This window comes from Nocardia sp. NPDC059229 (assembly GCF_042754165.1).
Lineage (GTDB): Bacteria > Actinomycetota > Actinomycetes > Mycobacteriales > Mycobacteriaceae > Nocardia.
The window spans coordinates 1-13,667 of sequence record NZ_JBHZAK010000051.1; the positions used below are offsets into that span (position 1 = coordinate 1).

General features: G+C 67.3%; 14 protein-coding genes. 7 read left to right on the plus strand and 7 right to left on the minus strand.

Annotation, left to right across the window (positions count from 1 at the left end):
- Window positions 1–104 precede the first annotated feature (104 nt).
- Entirely contained in the window at window positions 105–725 is a 621-nt protein-coding gene (locus tag ACFXHE_RS43490; RefSeq protein ID WP_379391549.1) for a TetR/AcrR family transcriptional regulator, read from the minus strand.
- A 123-nt stretch (window positions 726–848) separates the two neighbouring features.
- Here ACFXHE_RS43490 and ACFXHE_RS43495 point away from each other — a divergent pair, with 123 nt between their 5' ends.
- A complete protein-coding gene (locus ACFXHE_RS43495; protein WP_379391551.1) occupies window positions 849–1,619 on the plus strand; it encodes an SDR family NAD(P)-dependent oxidoreductase in 771 nt (256 codons plus the stop codon).
- A gap of 283 nt (window positions 1,620–1,902) precedes the next feature.
- Window positions 1,903–2,124: a hypothetical protein gene (locus tag ACFXHE_RS43500; protein ID WP_379391553.1), complete on the plus strand. Its 222-nt coding sequence runs from the start codon at window positions 1,903–1,905 to the stop codon at window positions 2,122–2,124.
- 111 nt (window positions 2,125–2,235) lie between these two features.
- Here ACFXHE_RS43500 and ACFXHE_RS43505 read toward each other — a convergent pair whose 3' ends face one another.
- The 4 genes from ACFXHE_RS43505 to ACFXHE_RS43520 all read right to left on the minus strand — a co-directional run bounded on the left by ACFXHE_RS43505 (window position 2,236) and on the right by ACFXHE_RS43520 (window position 6,552).
- The gene (locus ACFXHE_RS43505; RefSeq protein WP_379391555.1) at window positions 2,236–2,847 is read right to left on the minus strand and encodes a Uma2 family endonuclease; all 612 of its coding nucleotides are present in this window, start codon (window positions 2,845–2,847) and stop codon (window positions 2,236–2,238) included.
- 134 nt (window positions 2,848–2,981) lie between these two features.
- Complete coding sequence (gene ilvC, locus ACFXHE_RS43510; RefSeq protein ID WP_354837986.1) at window positions 2,982–3,983, minus strand: ketol-acid reductoisomerase; 1,002 nt, start codon at window positions 3,981–3,983, stop codon at window positions 2,982–2,984.
- Window positions 3,984–4,093: 110 nt separating this feature from the next.
- On the minus strand, window positions 4,094–4,597 hold the full coding sequence (gene ilvN, locus ACFXHE_RS43515) for an acetolactate synthase small subunit (RefSeq protein WP_040860049.1): 504 nt from the start codon (window positions 4,595–4,597) through the stop codon (window positions 4,094–4,096).
- Window positions 4,594–6,552 (minus strand): acetolactate synthase large subunit, encoded by a 1,959-nt coding sequence (locus tag ACFXHE_RS43520; protein ID WP_379391557.1) that lies wholly within the window; start codon window positions 6,550–6,552, stop codon window positions 4,594–4,596. The genes ilvN and ACFXHE_RS43520 overlap by 4 nt, the downstream gene beginning before the upstream one ends.
- A 298-nt stretch (window positions 6,553–6,850) precedes the next feature.
- On the opposite strand from ACFXHE_RS43520, the gene ACFXHE_RS43525 reads away from it, so the two are divergent.
- The 3 genes from ACFXHE_RS43525 (at window position 6,851) to ACFXHE_RS43535 (ending at window position 9,750) form a co-directional block, all read left to right on the plus strand.
- Entirely contained in the window at window positions 6,851–7,447 is a 597-nt protein-coding gene (locus ACFXHE_RS43525; protein ID WP_379391559.1) for a PH domain-containing protein, read from the plus strand.
- Between the two features lie 145 nt (window positions 7,448–7,592).
- A complete protein-coding gene (gene ilvD / locus ACFXHE_RS43530) occupies window positions 7,593–9,434 on the plus strand; it encodes a dihydroxy-acid dehydratase (protein ID WP_379391561.1) in 1,842 nt (613 codons plus the stop codon).
- A gap of 16 nt (window positions 9,435–9,450) precedes the next feature.
- Window positions 9,451–9,750 carry a hypothetical protein gene (locus ACFXHE_RS43535; RefSeq protein WP_379391563.1) on the plus strand — a complete coding sequence of 100 codons (300 nt, stop codon included), beginning with the start codon at window positions 9,451–9,453 and terminating at the stop codon, window positions 9,748–9,750.
- A gap of 369 nt (window positions 9,751–10,119) precedes the next feature.
- On the opposite strand, the gene ACFXHE_RS43540 is transcribed toward ACFXHE_RS43535, so the two are convergent.
- Window positions 10,120–10,986 carry a DoxX family protein gene (locus tag ACFXHE_RS43540; RefSeq protein ID WP_379391565.1) on the minus strand — a complete coding sequence of 289 codons (867 nt, stop codon included), beginning with the start codon at window positions 10,984–10,986 and terminating at the stop codon, window positions 10,120–10,122.
- Window positions 10,987–11,121: 135 nt separating this feature from the next.
- Between ACFXHE_RS43540 and ACFXHE_RS43545 the strand changes: the two genes are divergently transcribed.
- Window positions 11,122–12,270 carry a PQQ-dependent sugar dehydrogenase gene (locus tag ACFXHE_RS43545; RefSeq protein WP_379391567.1) on the plus strand — a complete coding sequence of 383 codons (1,149 nt, stop codon included), beginning with the start codon at window positions 11,122–11,124 and terminating at the stop codon, window positions 12,268–12,270.
- A 234-nt stretch (window positions 12,271–12,504) separates the two neighbouring features.
- Window positions 12,505–12,627 carry a hypothetical protein gene (locus tag ACFXHE_RS43550; RefSeq protein WP_379391569.1) on the plus strand — a complete coding sequence of 41 codons (123 nt, stop codon included), beginning with the start codon at window positions 12,505–12,507 and terminating at the stop codon, window positions 12,625–12,627.
- A gap of 37 nt (window positions 12,628–12,664) precedes the next feature.
- On the opposite strand, the gene ACFXHE_RS43555 is transcribed toward ACFXHE_RS43550, so the two are convergent.
- Window positions 12,665–13,489 (minus strand): MerR family transcriptional regulator, encoded by an 825-nt coding sequence (locus ACFXHE_RS43555; RefSeq protein WP_379391571.1) that lies wholly within the window; start codon window positions 13,487–13,489, stop codon window positions 12,665–12,667.
- Window positions 13,490–13,667 lie beyond the last annotated feature (178 nt).

The following is a 13,667-nucleotide window of genomic DNA, read 5'->3' on the forward strand; positions in this document are numbered from 1 at the left end:
TCGGGATGCAAAGCCCCGACAATTTCGAGAAGTCACTTCACGCGGCTGCCTGACAGCGCACAAGCCCCCCTGTCCACCATTTGGGGGGAACCTCAAACAGCACCTCAAGAAGATACACAGAGCTGTCGCATGCACTGAACGACCAGATCCGCTGGCGAGCTCGCGCCGTCGACCGAGCTGTTCCTGGCGGCCCAAAGTTCCAGCGCCACACGGATGGCACCAGCGGCAGCAGCGGCGGCGAGGCGTACTTGAACCGGATCCGCCTGCGGCCCCGCCAGTTCCATCAAGACTCGGTGAAGATCCCGCTCGGCCTCGAGGTTGATGCGGTGCCAGATGGCGCGGAGGGCGGGATCGGTTTCCATAGCCTGGAGGAGGCCTCGGGTGATCTCCAGATCTTCGAGGCTATCGCCGAGGGTGAGGGAGCGGACGGCGGCGGCTTCGAATTCCTGCGGAGTGGGGAGGCGGTGGGGGCCTGCGGCGATGTCGGCTAGCCACCGTTGGGCACCGGCCGCGAGCATGGGCTCGACTGCTTCTTCCTTCGTGCGCGAGTACCGGTAGAAGGTGCGGAGGGCTACGCCGGATTCGGCGGCTATTTGGTCTGCGGTTACCTCGGAGGTGCCGTGCTCCGCGAAGAGGCGGGCTGCGGTTCGGGCTATGTCCATGCGGGTTTCTTGTTTGCGGCGTTCGGCGAGGGTGGGGCGCGGCGGGGCGGGTTGGGCGGACATTTTTCACCTCCTTTGGCGGGCTCGTTGGGACAATCCTAGTTGACGGGATGCCACGATGGCATGACGTGCCATGTAGGCGTAGCGTGACAAGAGAGGCTGAGAACCTACGTAAGGAGAACCGCAATGGAGCGTTTTGACGGCCGTCGAGTAGTGATCACCGGGGCGGGGTCGGGGATCGGGCGGGCTACTGTGCATCGGATCCTGGCCGAGGGTGGGCAGGTTGTCGGGGCGGACGTGAACGAGGCCGGGCTGGCGGAGACTGCCAAGCAGGCTGCGGAGAACGGGAATGGGGATCGGCTCATCACGCTGGTGGTGGATATCGCTGATGAGGAGTCGGTGAAGGCCGGTGTTGCTGCTGCGGTCGAGGCGCTGGGTGGGATCGATGCGCTGATCAATGCGGCGGGGATTCTGCGGTCGGCGCACACGCACGAGATGCCGCTGGCTGACTTCAACAAGATCATTGCGATCAACCTGACCGGTACGTTCCTGATGATTCGGGAGGCGCTGCCGCAGCTGCTCGCCTCGGACAAGGGCGTGATCGTCAACTTCACGTCGACGTCCGCGTTCTTCGCGCACCCGTACATGTCCGCGTATGCCGCGTCCAAGGGCGGCATCATGTCCATGACGCACGCGCTCGCCGCGGAGTACTCCAAGCAGGGTCTGCGCGTGGTTGCCGTTGCGCCGGGGTCGATTTCGAGTGATATGACCTCCGGGCGCGGCCCGGGGCTGCCGGCGGATGCCGATCTGAGCCTGTTCATGAAGCTTGCGCCGGGTATCGGGCAGGGGTTCGCGTCGCCGGATACCGTGGCGGGCGTGGTCGCCATGCTGGCGTCGGATGACGGTGCGTTCATCACCGGCACCGAGATTCGGATCGACGGCGGCACGCACTACTGAGTCTGCAGCACTCGGTTCGACACCCACAGAATCGAATCGAGTCGCAGTTGCGAACGGCCCTGCGGGAGAATTCCTGCGGGGCCGTTGCCGTGCACTGGGTTTCGGGGTCGCTCAGGGTCCCGTGTCATACATGAGGACCATTCGGCCCTGAATTCACAGGGATTCGGATTCACAAACAGGCACGATTCGGGCACAGTTGCTGACCATGAAGTCGACATCTCTACACCGGATCGTAGCTCGCGTGGCTGTCGCCGGTGCGATCGCCTTGGTTCCCCTTGCAGCAGTGACAATTCCGGCCTCCGCGGACGTTCCGCTGGACAACGCGCCCAGCGATGTGGCGTGGCCGCACCACCAGGACGGCTGGTGGGATCGCGACGATTGGCGCCACCGCCACGACCGTGACGACTGGGACCACGACCGCGACGGCTGGAACCGGGACTGGCGTCACGACAACGATGGCTGGTGGTGGCGCAACGCGCTGCCGGACAGCTTCGGCAGCTGGTAAACCCGAGACACGATCACACCTCGCGCGATCCCCCCTCACGCGCGAACAGCGAAGGCCCGCCAGGAGAAATCCTGGCGGGCCTTCGCGGCTGAAATCCCGGAACCTCGGCTGTTACGGCGCTTGCAGGCTCTCGAACGTGACGGCGAGTGTGACCGGGGAGTCGAGAACCATGCCGGTTCGGTGGACGTGATGCGGTTCGTACCTCAGACCAGACCAGTCCAGACGGTATTCCTCGATGCGGTCGATGATCTCCCAGCTCTTGTCGAAATGCACGATGAGGTAGACCGGAATTCTCGCGCGTGCGTAGAGGACCCGTTTGATACCGATATCCGTATCGACGGTTTCCTTCGAGGCCACCTCGATCACGAGCTGAATGTGGTCTCGCACGGAGTTGACGTCGTATGGCTCACAGTCACGAACCATGATGTCGGGGTATCGGACATTCAGCCGACGGTCGGCACGCTGATCTTCGGAGTCCGGAAGTCGAACCGCGACATCGGAATCCACCACGAGGCACGGTCCTGACGGGTGGCGCGCGGCTTCGATCATCGATGCCAGTCGACGCACCACTCGGCTGTGCGCGCCGCTCTGGGACATCAGTCTGACCAGCCGACCGTCCACGATCTCGATATCACCGGCGGTCTCGCCGAACGCATCCGGTTCGGCGGCGAGAAACTCCTCGGCCGTCAGATAGCGGCTCTCATCTGCGGGCGATACGGTCACCGGCACCTCTCAGATCAAACCAATGAATATCGCGGACATGGACATCGCCATCGTAGTCCGCAGTACGCCAACGACCTGGTGACATGAAACGACCCGCCGGACACCGGGTCCGGCGGGTCGCAGTCGCGAAACCCTTAGGCGGTTTCGGTGATCGGGCGGTCGACCCAGCTCATCAGGCCGCGGAGCTTGGCGCCGGTGACCTCGATGGGGTGCTCGGCGTTGGCCTTGCGGAGGGCCTCGAGCTCCTTGTTGCCGCCCTCGACGTTGGCGACCAGGCGCTTGACGAAGGTGCCGTCCTGGATGTCGGTCAGGATCGCCTTCATGCGCTCCTTGGTGCCGGCGTCGATGACGCGCGGGCCCGACAGGTAGCCACCGAACTCGGCGGTGTCGGAGACCGAGTAGTTCATGCGGGCGATGCCGCCCTCGTACATCAGGTCGACGATCAGCTTGAGCTCGTGCAGGACCTCGAAGTAGGCCATCTCCGGCGCGTAGCCGGCCTCGACCATGACCTCGAAACCGGTCTTGACCAGTTCCTCGGTGCCACCGCAGAGCACGGCCTGCTCACCGAAGAGGTCGGTCTCGGTCTCTTCCTTGAAGGTGGTCTTGATGACACCGGCGCGGGTGCCGCCGATGCCCTTGGCGTAGGACAGCGCCAGCGCCTGGCCGGTGCCGGTCGGGTCCTGGTCGATGGCGATCAGGGCCGGAACGCCCTTGCCGTCGACGAACTGACGACGCACCAGGTGGCCCGGGCCCTTCGGGGCGACCATGCCGACGGTGACGTTGGCCGGAGCCTTGATCAGACCGAAGTGGATGTTGAGGCCGTGGCCGAAGAACAGCGCGTCGCCGTCCTTCAGGTGCGGCTCGATGTCGTTGGTGAAGATCGAGGCCTGCGCGGTGTCGGGCGCGAGGACCATGATCACGTCGGCCCACTCGGCGACCTCGGCCGGGGTGCCGACGGTCAGGCCGGCCTCTTCGGCCTTGGCACGGGACTTCGAGCCCTCCTTGAGGCCGATGCGCACGTCGACGCCGGAGTCGCGCAGGCTCAGCGAGTGGGCGTGGCCCTGGCTGCCGTAGCCGATGACCGCGACCTTCTTGCCCTGGATGATCGACAGATCGGCATCGTCGTCGTAGAACATCTCGACTGCCACTTTGGGTGCTCCTTCTTGGATTCTGTGATTAAGCGTGGTGGATCCCGGCCGAAAGCATGCCGGGATGGCGGGCGGATGGCCGCCGCGGCGGCCGGTTACTAGCGAGTCGCGGTGATGGACTTGGGTCCACGACCCACCGCGACGACTCCGGACTGCACGATCTCACGGATCCCGTAGGGCTCCATCATGCGCAGCAGCGCGTCGAGCTTGGAGCGGGTGCCGGTGGCCTCGATGGTCAGCGCGTCGGGCGACACGTCGATCACCTTCGCGCGGAACAGGTTCACGGCCTCGATCACCTGGGTGCGCACGCTGGCGTCGGCGCGCACCTTCACCAGGATCAGTTCGCGGGCCACGGAGCTGTCCGTATCCTGCTCGACGATCTTGATGACGTTCACCAGCTTGTTCAGCTGCTTGGTGACCTGCTCCAGCGGCAGATCCTCGACCGTGACGACGATGGTCATGCGCGAGATCTCCGGGATCTCGGTGCCGCCCACCGCGAGCGACTGGATATTGAAGCCACGCCGGGAGAACAGGCTGGCCACGCGGGCCAGCACGCCCGGCTTGTCCTCCACCAGCACGGACAGGGTGTGGGTGGTCGTCATTCCTCGGTCCCCTTCTGGGAGGCACGCTCGTGGGCGGCCAGCGAAGCCTTCTCGTGTGACATCGCCTCGTGGATCACGGCGGGCTCGGACGCCGACTCGTCGTCGTCGAACAGCGGGCGGATGCCGCGCGCGGCCATGATCTCGTCGTTGGAGGTGCCGGCGGCGACCATCGGCCACACCTGCGCGTCCTTGCCGACGATGAAGTCGATCACCACGGGCCGGTCGTTGATCGACTGCGCCTCGCGGATCGCGGCCTCCACGTCCTCTTCCTTCTCCACGCGAATGCCGTGGCAGCCCAGCGCCTCCGCCAGCTTCACGAAGTCGGGGATGCGCAGGGTGTGGGTGCCCAGGTCGGTATTGGAGTAGCGCTGCTCGTAGAACAGGGTCTGCCACTGCCGGACCATGCCCAGGTTGCCGTTGTTGATCAGCGCGACCTTGATCGGCACGCCCTCGACGGCACAGGTGGCCAGCTCCTGGTTGGTCATCTGGAAGCAGCCGTCACCGTCGATGGCCCAGACCTCGCGGTCCGGCATGCCCATCTTGGCGCCCATGGCGGCCGGCACGGCGTAGCCCATGGTGCCCAGACCACCGGAGTTCAGCCAGGTGCGCGGCTTCTCGTACTTGATGAACTGCGCGGCCCACATCTGGTGCTGGCCGACGCCGGCGCAGTAGATGGCGTCGGGACCGGCCATCTGGCCCAGCTTCTCGATGACGAACTCCGGCGACAGCGAACCGTCGGACGGGGTCTTCCAGCCCAGCGGGTAGCTCTCGCGGACACCGCTCAGGTAGTGCCACCACTCGGTCAGATCCAGCAGCGGAGCCTTGCCCGCGGCGGCCGGATCGGCCTTGAGGGTCTCGATCAGCTCGGCGATGACCTCGCGGCAGTCGCCCACGATCGGCACGTCCGCGTGGCGGTTCTTGCCGATCTCGGCCGGGTCGATGTCGGCGTGGATCACCTTGGCGTTCGGCGCGAACGAGTCCAGCTGGCCGGTGACGCGGTCGTCGAAACGCGCGCCCAGGGTGATCAGCAGGTCCGAACGCTGCAGTGCCGCAACGGCTCCCACGGTGCCGTGCATACCCGGCATGCCCATGTTCAGGGTGTGGGTGTCGGGGAACGCGCCGCGCGCCATCAGGGTGGTGACCACCGGAATGCCGGTCAGCTCGGCCAGTTCCAGCAGTTCCTCGTTGGCGTCGGCCTTGATGACACCGCCACCGACGTACAGCACCGGAGCCTTGGCATCCATGATCATCCGGGCAGCCTCGCGCACCTGCTTGCCGTGCGGCTTGGTGACCGGACGGTAGCCGGGCAGCTTCATCTCCGGCGGCCAGGAGAAGGTGGTCTGCGCCTGCAGCACATCCTTCGGGATGTCGACCAGCACCGCGCCCGGGCGGCCGGTGGAGGCCAGGTGGAACGCCTCGGCGATCATCCGCGGGATGTCGATCGGGTCGGTGACCAGGAAGTTGTGCTTGGTGCACGCCATGGTGATGCCGGAGATGTCGGCTTCCTGGAAGGCGTCGGTGCCGATCAGCGAACGGCCGACCTGACCGGTGATGGCCACCAGCGGCACCGAGTCCATCTGCGCGTCCGCGATCGGGGTGACCAGGTTGGTCGCGCCCGGACCGGACGTGGCCATGCACACACCCACCTTGCCGGTCGCCTGCGCGTAGCCGGTCGCGGCGTGACCCGCGCCCTGCTCGTGGCGGACCAGCACGTGGCGGACCTTGGTGGAATCGAACAGCGGGTCGTAGACGGGAAGAATCGCACCGCCCGGAATGCCGAATACCGTGTCGACGCCGAGCTCCTCGAGGGAACGGACGACCGACTGCGCGCCGGTGACCCGCTCGGGCGGGACCTGGCGGCGGTTCGGAGTTGCGGCCGGAGCCGCGGTCGGCTGAGTGGCCGAAGGCGCGGGCCTGCGGGCCGAGGGCCCGGGCCGGGCGGTAGGTGCGCTCACCGTCTTGGTTCCTTACTGCTTGTCGTTGCAGTCCATGGACTTGCCTGAACACAAAAAAGCCCCCGACAGCCAGTGGCTGTTCGAGGGTGGCGCGTCGCAGCTGCGAGCTGACGTAAATGACCTACAGTCGTCGGCTCAGCGCTGGACGCGCCGGCCGATTACGAGCAACTCGGTTCGATTCACGCGCTCGACGGTATGCGCGCGTGGGTCGTCCAGTCAAACAGCTGACCTATTGGGTCTCATTATGTGAGACAGTGCGGTTGATCGGGTCCGTTCACCGTGATGCAAGGATGTGGGTGTGTCCTCACAGCATCAGTCCGTGCCACCTGCTCGATCGTCCCACACGCCCGAGTCCGAATCCGACGCGGGTCGCGTGATCCGTGTCCCCCGGCTCGCTCACCTCGGGGTGTTCATCCTGCTGTTCTGCGTGGCCTTCGCGTTCTTCGGGTGGCCGCAGGTGCTGTGGATCCTGTTCGCCATCCCGGCGGCCGTGGTGGTGTGGATCGAGCGGACCCGAACGACCGTCTCGGACAATGGCGTCGACACGCGCACCCTGTTCGGCGGGCGGCACATCGACTGGGCCGACGTGCGCGGGCTGCGCATCCCCAAGCGGGGGTACCTGCAGCTGCATCTGGCCGACGACTCCGATGTGACGCTGCCCGCGGTGGGGTACAACCGGCTCGGGGATCTCGTCGCGGCCTCGGGTGGGCGCATCCCGGATCCGTTCGCGGAGCCCGAGGAAGATGAGGACGAAGCCGGCGACACTGCGGCCGAATCCACCGAGGCCGTGTCCGAATCCACCGACGCTGCGTCCGAAACCACGGAGCGCGAGGCCGAAACCACCGAGCCGACGGCCGAATCCACCGAGCGCGAGGCCGATTCCGGCAAGTCGTAAGCGTTTCGAGGGTGCAGAGTTCTTACCGGCGGTGATCGAGGTCATGGCGCGGGAGTAACGTTGAGGCCCGCCGGAGAACGTCGCGAGACGTATTTCTGGACAGTCGCTCAACAGCCCACTGCGACACGACCCGAGGACCTGACCAATGCCACCGCTTCGCTCACGCACCACCACCGTCGGCCGTAACGCCGCGGGCGCTCGCGCCCTCTGGCGCGCGACCGGTCTCACCGACAACGACTTCGGGAAGCCGATCGTCGCCATCGCGAACTCCTACACCCAGTTCGTCCCCGGCCACGTGCACCTGAAGGACGTCGGCGAGATCGTGGCCGAGGCGGTCCGGGCGGCCGGCGGCGTGCCGCGCGAGTTCCACACCATTGCCGTGGACGACGGCATCGCCATGGGTCACGGCGGCATGCTGTACTCGCTGCCCTCGCGCGAGATCATCGCGGACTCCGTGGAATACATGGCCAACGCGCACACCGCGGACGCGCTCGTGTGTATCTCCAACTGCGACAAGATCACTCCCGGCATGCTGAACGCCGCCATGCGGCTCAACATCCCGGCCGTGTTCGTCTCAGGCGGTCCGATGGAGGCCGGTAAGGCCGTGGTCGTCGGCGGCGTGGCCCAGGCCCCGACCGACCTGATCACCGCCATCTCCGCCAGCGCCTCGCCGAACGTCACCGAGGACGGGCTCACCGAGGTCGAGCGCTCCGCCTGCCCGACCTGCGGCTCCTGCTCGGGCATGTTCACCGCCAACTCCATGAACTGCCTCACCGAGGCGCTGGGCCTGGCACTGCCGGGCAACGGCTCCACGCTGGCCACCCACGCCGCGCGCCGGGCGCTGTTCGAGAAGGCCGGCCGCGTCATCGTCGACATCGCCACCCGCTGGTACCGCGACGACGACGCCTCGGTGCTGCCGCGGAACGTGGCCAATGCCAAGGCCTTCCGCAATGCCATGGCGCTCGATGTGGCCATGGGCGGTTCCACCAACACCGTGCTGCACACCCTCGCCGCCGCGCAGGAGGGTGAGATCGAGTTCGATCTGCAGACCATCGACGAGATCTCGCGTCGCGTGCCCTGCCTGTCCAAGGTGTCGCCGAACTCCGACTACCACATGGAGGACGTGCACCGCGCCGGCGGCATCCCGGCCATCCTGGGCGAGCTGCGCCGCGCCGACCTACTCGAGACCGACGTGACCACTGTGCACACCGCGTCCTTCGACGAGTGGCTCGACACCTGGGACATCCGCTCCGGCAAGGCTTCCGAGGAAGCCATCGAGCTGTTCCACGCCGCGCCCGGCGGGGTGCGCACCACCGTGCCGTTCTCCACCGAGAACCGCTGGTCCTCGCTCGACACCGACGCCGAGGGCGGCTGCATACGCGACAAGGAGCACGCCTACACCGTCGAGGGCGGGCTGTGCGTGCTGCGCGGGAACATCGCCCCGGACGGCGCGATCCTGAAGACCGCCGGCATCGACGAGGATCTGTTCACCTTCGAGGGCCCGGCCGTGGTGGTCGAATCCCAGGAGGAGGCGGTCTCGAAGATCCTGGGCAAGGAGATCAAGCCCGGCGACGTGATCGTGGTCCGCTACGAGGGTCCCTCGGGCGGCCCGGGCATGCAGGAGATGCTGCACCCCACCTCGTTCCTGAAGGGCGTCGGCCTGGGCAAGGTCTGCGCGCTCATCACCGACGGCCGCTTCTCCGGCGGCACCTCGGGCCTGTCCATCGGCCACATCTCCCCGGAGGCGGCCAGCGGCGGGTCCATCGGCCTCATCGAGAACGGTGACCGCATCCGCATCGACGTGCACACCCGCGCGCTCGAATTGCTGGTCCCCGAAGACGTTCTCGCGGAGCGCCGCGTGAAGATGGAAGCGTCCGAACGGCCTTGGCAGCCCGTGAACCGCGAGCGCCCGGTGACGACCGCGCTGCGTGCCTACGCCGCGCTCGCCACCTCCGCCGACAAGGGTGCCGTCCGGCGCGTGCCGTAATCAAGAAAGCAAGGGAATGACAATCGAATACATCGGCAAGGCCGACTCCATGCTTGCCGAGTACACGGCCATGCTCCAGCGGTCGGACGCCCGCAATGCCGAAGCGCGGGCGCTGCTCGCCGAGGCCGAGGAGCTGGCCGCCGAGGCCCGGGAACTCGACCACGCCGAGTTCATGGCGACGCCGGACGAGCAGGTGCGGATCAACCAGCACCGGGCGATGCTGCACCAGGAGATCGACAGCAAGTCCGGCCGGGTCCTCCAGCTCCATCAGGAGACCTTCCAGGAATGGGAGTCCTGGACCACGCGTCAGTGGTGAAAGGTGGTGGGGGCAAGCCCCCACACCCCCCGGGGAGATGATTGCGGGGGCAAGCCCCCGCACCCCCAGAGAACGATTTGTGGGGGCAAGCCCCCACACCCCCTGGTAAGACTTGCGGGCGCTAGTCCTACACCCCGTGGGAAGACTCGCGGGCGCCAGTCCTACACCCCGTGGGAAGACTCGCGGGCGCCAGCCCACACCCTGTGGGAAGAATTGCGGGCGCCAGCCCACACCCTGTGGGAAGACACGCGCGCGCCAGCCCACACCCCGTGGAAAGACTTGCGGGTGTCAGCCCGCCCGTACGAAGAAGCGGCCGTATCGATCTGTTGGGATCGGTACGGCCGCTTGGTGGTTCGGGGGTGTCGGGGGTCAGTTGAAGGTGATGCCGGCTAGGGGGTTGCCGCCGTGGAGGTAGGTGTAGGCGAGGATGGCGGCGGCTAGGGCGGCGGCGACGGCGGCGAGGGAGCCCCAGAGGGGTCTGGTGGCCCAGCCTCGGTTGCGGTCGAGGGAGAGGCGGCCGGGGCCGGTGAGGATGAGGACGGTGGTGAGGGCTGCCAAGACGGATTCGAGTTCTACCGAGTTGCCCTTGGCGGAGTATTGGAAGCCGGGGACCATGGACTGCTTCCACATCCAGGCGTCGAGGATGATGGCGAGCAGGGCGCCGGCGGCCAGGGGGGTCGCCACGCCGAGGGCGACCATGATGCCGCCGCCGAGTTCACCGGCGATGAGGAGGGGGGCGGCGAGGTCCACGTGTTTCCAGCCGCCGTTCTCCATGGCGGTTCTGATGCCGTCGTAGCCGGGGCCGTGGAACCAGCCCGCGGCCTTCTGCAGGCCGTGGTAGACGAAGGTGCCGCCGATGACCAAGCGCAGCAAGAGCAGTCCGAGGTCCAGCGTGCCGCGGCGGTCGTCGCGGCGGCGGACCCGGCCGTTGCTGTCGGCGGGGCTGGGCGGTGCCGGCGGGATGCTGGCGAAGGAGTAGGTCGGGGACGGCTCGGTGGTGGTGCCGTCGGCGCCGGGGATGGCGCTCTTGACCTGGTTGTAGAGCGGGACCTCGGGGTCGAGACCCAGTTCCTCGTCGGTGCGGGGTAGCTTCTCGGTGGTTTGGACGCCGGACGGGGTGGCGAACTGTTCGGTCGGCGAATCGAAGGGGCTCCGGACCGGTTCACCGGCCGGTCGCGGAGCAACGGGCGGCAGGTCGCCCGCCACGGCGGACGGCTCGTTCGGCTTGTCTGTCACGCGGGCCAGACTATTAGCCAGAGCCGCTCGGCACACAGCAGAACACGGGCGTGTCCACCGTCCGATTCGCGCCACGGCGAAGGAAGGGACACCCCGTCCGAGCGTGGACGGCAGGTTTTCCGTAACGTCTCAACCATGAGTTTGGTTGCCGCAGGCCGTGCCGGGGTGGGTGCGCGGAGAGTTGTGCTGGGCGTGACGCTCGGCGCCGTGCTGCTGTCCGGCTGCGCCCGCTTCGATGATCGTGCCTCGAGCCCGTTCACCACGGAGCCGACCTGGCAGGACGCCGAGCCCAGCACCACCACGCCGAAGGTGCCGCCGACCAATGCCAAGCGCCCCGATCTGCCGTGCGTGGATCCCGATCTGGCGGTGGTGGTCTCGTGCCTGGACACCACCGCCGGCCTGGTCGCGCTGCCGGACGGCGGGAGCGCGCTGGTGGCCGAACGCACCACGGGACGCATCCTGAAGGTGGTCGCCACCGATGAGGGCGAACCGCCCGTGCCCATCGAGATCGCCCGGCTGGATGTGGATCCGGCCGGGGACGGCGGTCTCACCGGCCTGGCGCTGTCGCCCACCTTCACCGAGGACGGGCTGATCTACGCGTACGTGACCACCGGGGGCGACAACCGGGTGGTGCGCATCTCCACCGACGGCGGCGCGCCCAAGCCGATCCTGACCGGAATCCCGAAGGGGGTCAACGGCAATCGCGGGTCCATCGATTTCTCCTCGCAGAACCGCATGCTGGTGCTCACCGGTGACGCCGGCAACCCGTCACTGGCGGCCGACACCAACTCGATGGCCGGCAAGCTGCTCAGCATCACCTCCCCTGCGCCCGGCGCCTCCGCCGATGTGGTGGTGACCGGTATCGGCGTGGCGGGCGGGGTGTGCTCGGACGGCAAGGATTCCATCTGGATCACCGACCGCACCGCCACCGAGGACCGGTTGCAGCGGGTCGGCCCCGACGGTGTCGCGGTGAAGGCCTGGACCTGGCCCGATCACCCGGGCGTGGCGGGCTGTGCCGCCGCCTCGGACGGTGTCGCGATCTCGCTGACCAACCAGCGGGCCCTGGCTCTCGCCACGGCCGACAAGAACACGCACGCCGTCACCGCGGCGCCTTCGCTGCTGGCCCAGGACAAGTACGGCCGCCTCGACGGCGCGACGCTGGGCGGCGACGGCAATATCTGGGTCGGCACCGTGAACAAGCCCGACGGCAATCCCAACCAGTACGACGACCGCGTGGTGCGGATCCCGCCGCCGTCCGCGGGCCAGGGCAACGGACCGGACTAGCCACCGGCTTCCCCTGCGGCGCACAGCAACAGCTGTGCGCCGCAGTGTTTTTCGGGGAGTGACAGTTCCGCCGGGTGCCGCTATCGCTGCCACTACCGGCCAGTGCCAGCCATTTTCGAGTGCCGACACTGGTCCGTGCCCCCACGGATCCGGGTCCGATTGCGATGTTCACGCCCGGGTCGAACGCCCCATACCGTGGGTTGGGCAAATGGCCAGCAACACTGGAGGAACGTGATGGGGAATATCGATGGTGGCGGCAGCGCCGATCTGGGTTCTGCGGCTTTGAATTTCGCCGATGTGGTGACCTCGATCATGTCGAACATCACCTACCTGCTGCAGTCCTGGGGCAGCGCGTAGTCGAGAGGACACCGGATGCCGGTCGGGCCCGAGCCGTTCACACGGCAGGGGCGACCGGCATTTGCAGTTCCACGACCCACCCGTCCGAGGTCGGGTCCTCGGGCGCATTGAGGTAGACCTCGCGGATGGGAGCATTGGGGGCGTAACGGTTCTCGTCGGCCCAGCGCCCCATGGCCTCGAAGGACACGCACAGTTCGGCCAGCTTCCCGCGATGCACCAGGGTCGCGGCCTGCGGAATCTCCGGCAGCAGGTGCAGGTCGAGGCTGCTGCCCGGCGCGGCGGTCCCCGCGACCTGGTGCGCGACGTGCACGCGCAAACCTTCTTCGAGCTCTTCGTAATACACGACGGGCGCGCCGGTGATGGTGAGCCCGGCCTCCGGGATCAGTTTCCCGAGCCGGGCGTAGAGCCGCTCGATGATGGGCCCGACCGCGGCCTCCCCGGATTCGGCGGCGACGTCGCTCATTTCGGCGACGAGCGTGGCGGACAGCGGTTTCACGATGATTTCCTGCTCGGACATGACGCCTTCCTTCTGGATACGCAGGAGCCTCGCCTCGACGCTCGCGAGCCGTGCGGTGTCCGCGACCACCTGATTGGCCAGCTGCGCGCGACGCAGTTGCAGCATGCCGTGCAACCGCTCCGCGGACAGCTGCCCATCGAGGAGCTCGGCCACCTGGTTCAAGGTGAAGCCGAGTTCCTTCAACGCGACGATCCGGTTGAGCCGTGCGAGCTGTTCGGCCGAATAGAACCGATAGCCGCTGCACGGATCCACCTCGGACGGCGGCAGCAGTCCGATCTCGTCGTAGTGGCGCAGCATTCGCACCGACACCGATCCGAACCTGGCGAAGTCTCCGATACTGAACATGACCCCTCCAGGTTTAGGACCTCACACGGTGTGAGGGTCAAGCCCATGATCACTCGAGAGCTCGGGGCGGGGGGGGGGGGGGGGGGGGCGGGGGGGGGGGAATTGTTGGGGTGGGGGGGTGGGGGGGCCCCCCAGGGGGGGGGACCCGAGGGTGGTGTGTGGGGGTGGGCGCGGGAGG

What these genes read in the sequence shown, in the direction of transcription:
- ACFXHE_RS43490 (WP_379391549.1), bottom strand. Translation starts at nt 725, where the DNA reads ATGTCCGCCCAACCCGCCCCGCCGCGCCCCACCCTCGCCGAACGCCGC.
- ACFXHE_RS43495 (WP_379391551.1), top strand. Translation starts at nt 849, where the DNA reads ATGGAGCGTTTTGACGGCCGTCGAGTAGTGATCACCGGGGCGGGGTCG.
- ilvC (WP_354837986.1), bottom strand. Translation starts at nt 3,983, where the DNA reads ATGTTCTACGACGACGATGCCGATCTGTCGATCATCCAGGGCAAGAAG.
- ilvN (WP_040860049.1), bottom strand. Translation starts at nt 4,597, where the DNA reads ATGACGACCACCCACACCCTGTCCGTGCTGGTGGAGGACAAGCCGGGC.
- ilvD (WP_379391561.1), top strand. Translation starts at nt 7,593, where the DNA reads ATGCCACCGCTTCGCTCACGCACCACCACCGTCGGCCGTAACGCCGCG.
- ACFXHE_RS43535 (WP_379391563.1), top strand. Translation starts at nt 9,451, where the DNA reads ATGACAATCGAATACATCGGCAAGGCCGACTCCATGCTTGCCGAGTAC.
- ACFXHE_RS43545 (WP_379391567.1), top strand. Translation starts at nt 11,122, where the DNA reads ATGAGTTTGGTTGCCGCAGGCCGTGCCGGGGTGGGTGCGCGGAGAGTT.
- ACFXHE_RS43550 (WP_379391569.1), top strand. Translation starts at nt 12,505, where the DNA reads ATGGGGAATATCGATGGTGGCGGCAGCGCCGATCTGGGTTCTGCGGCT.
- ACFXHE_RS43555 (WP_379391571.1), bottom strand. Translation starts at nt 13,489, where the DNA reads ATGTTCAGTATCGGAGACTTCGCCAGGTTCGGATCGGTGTCGGTGCGA.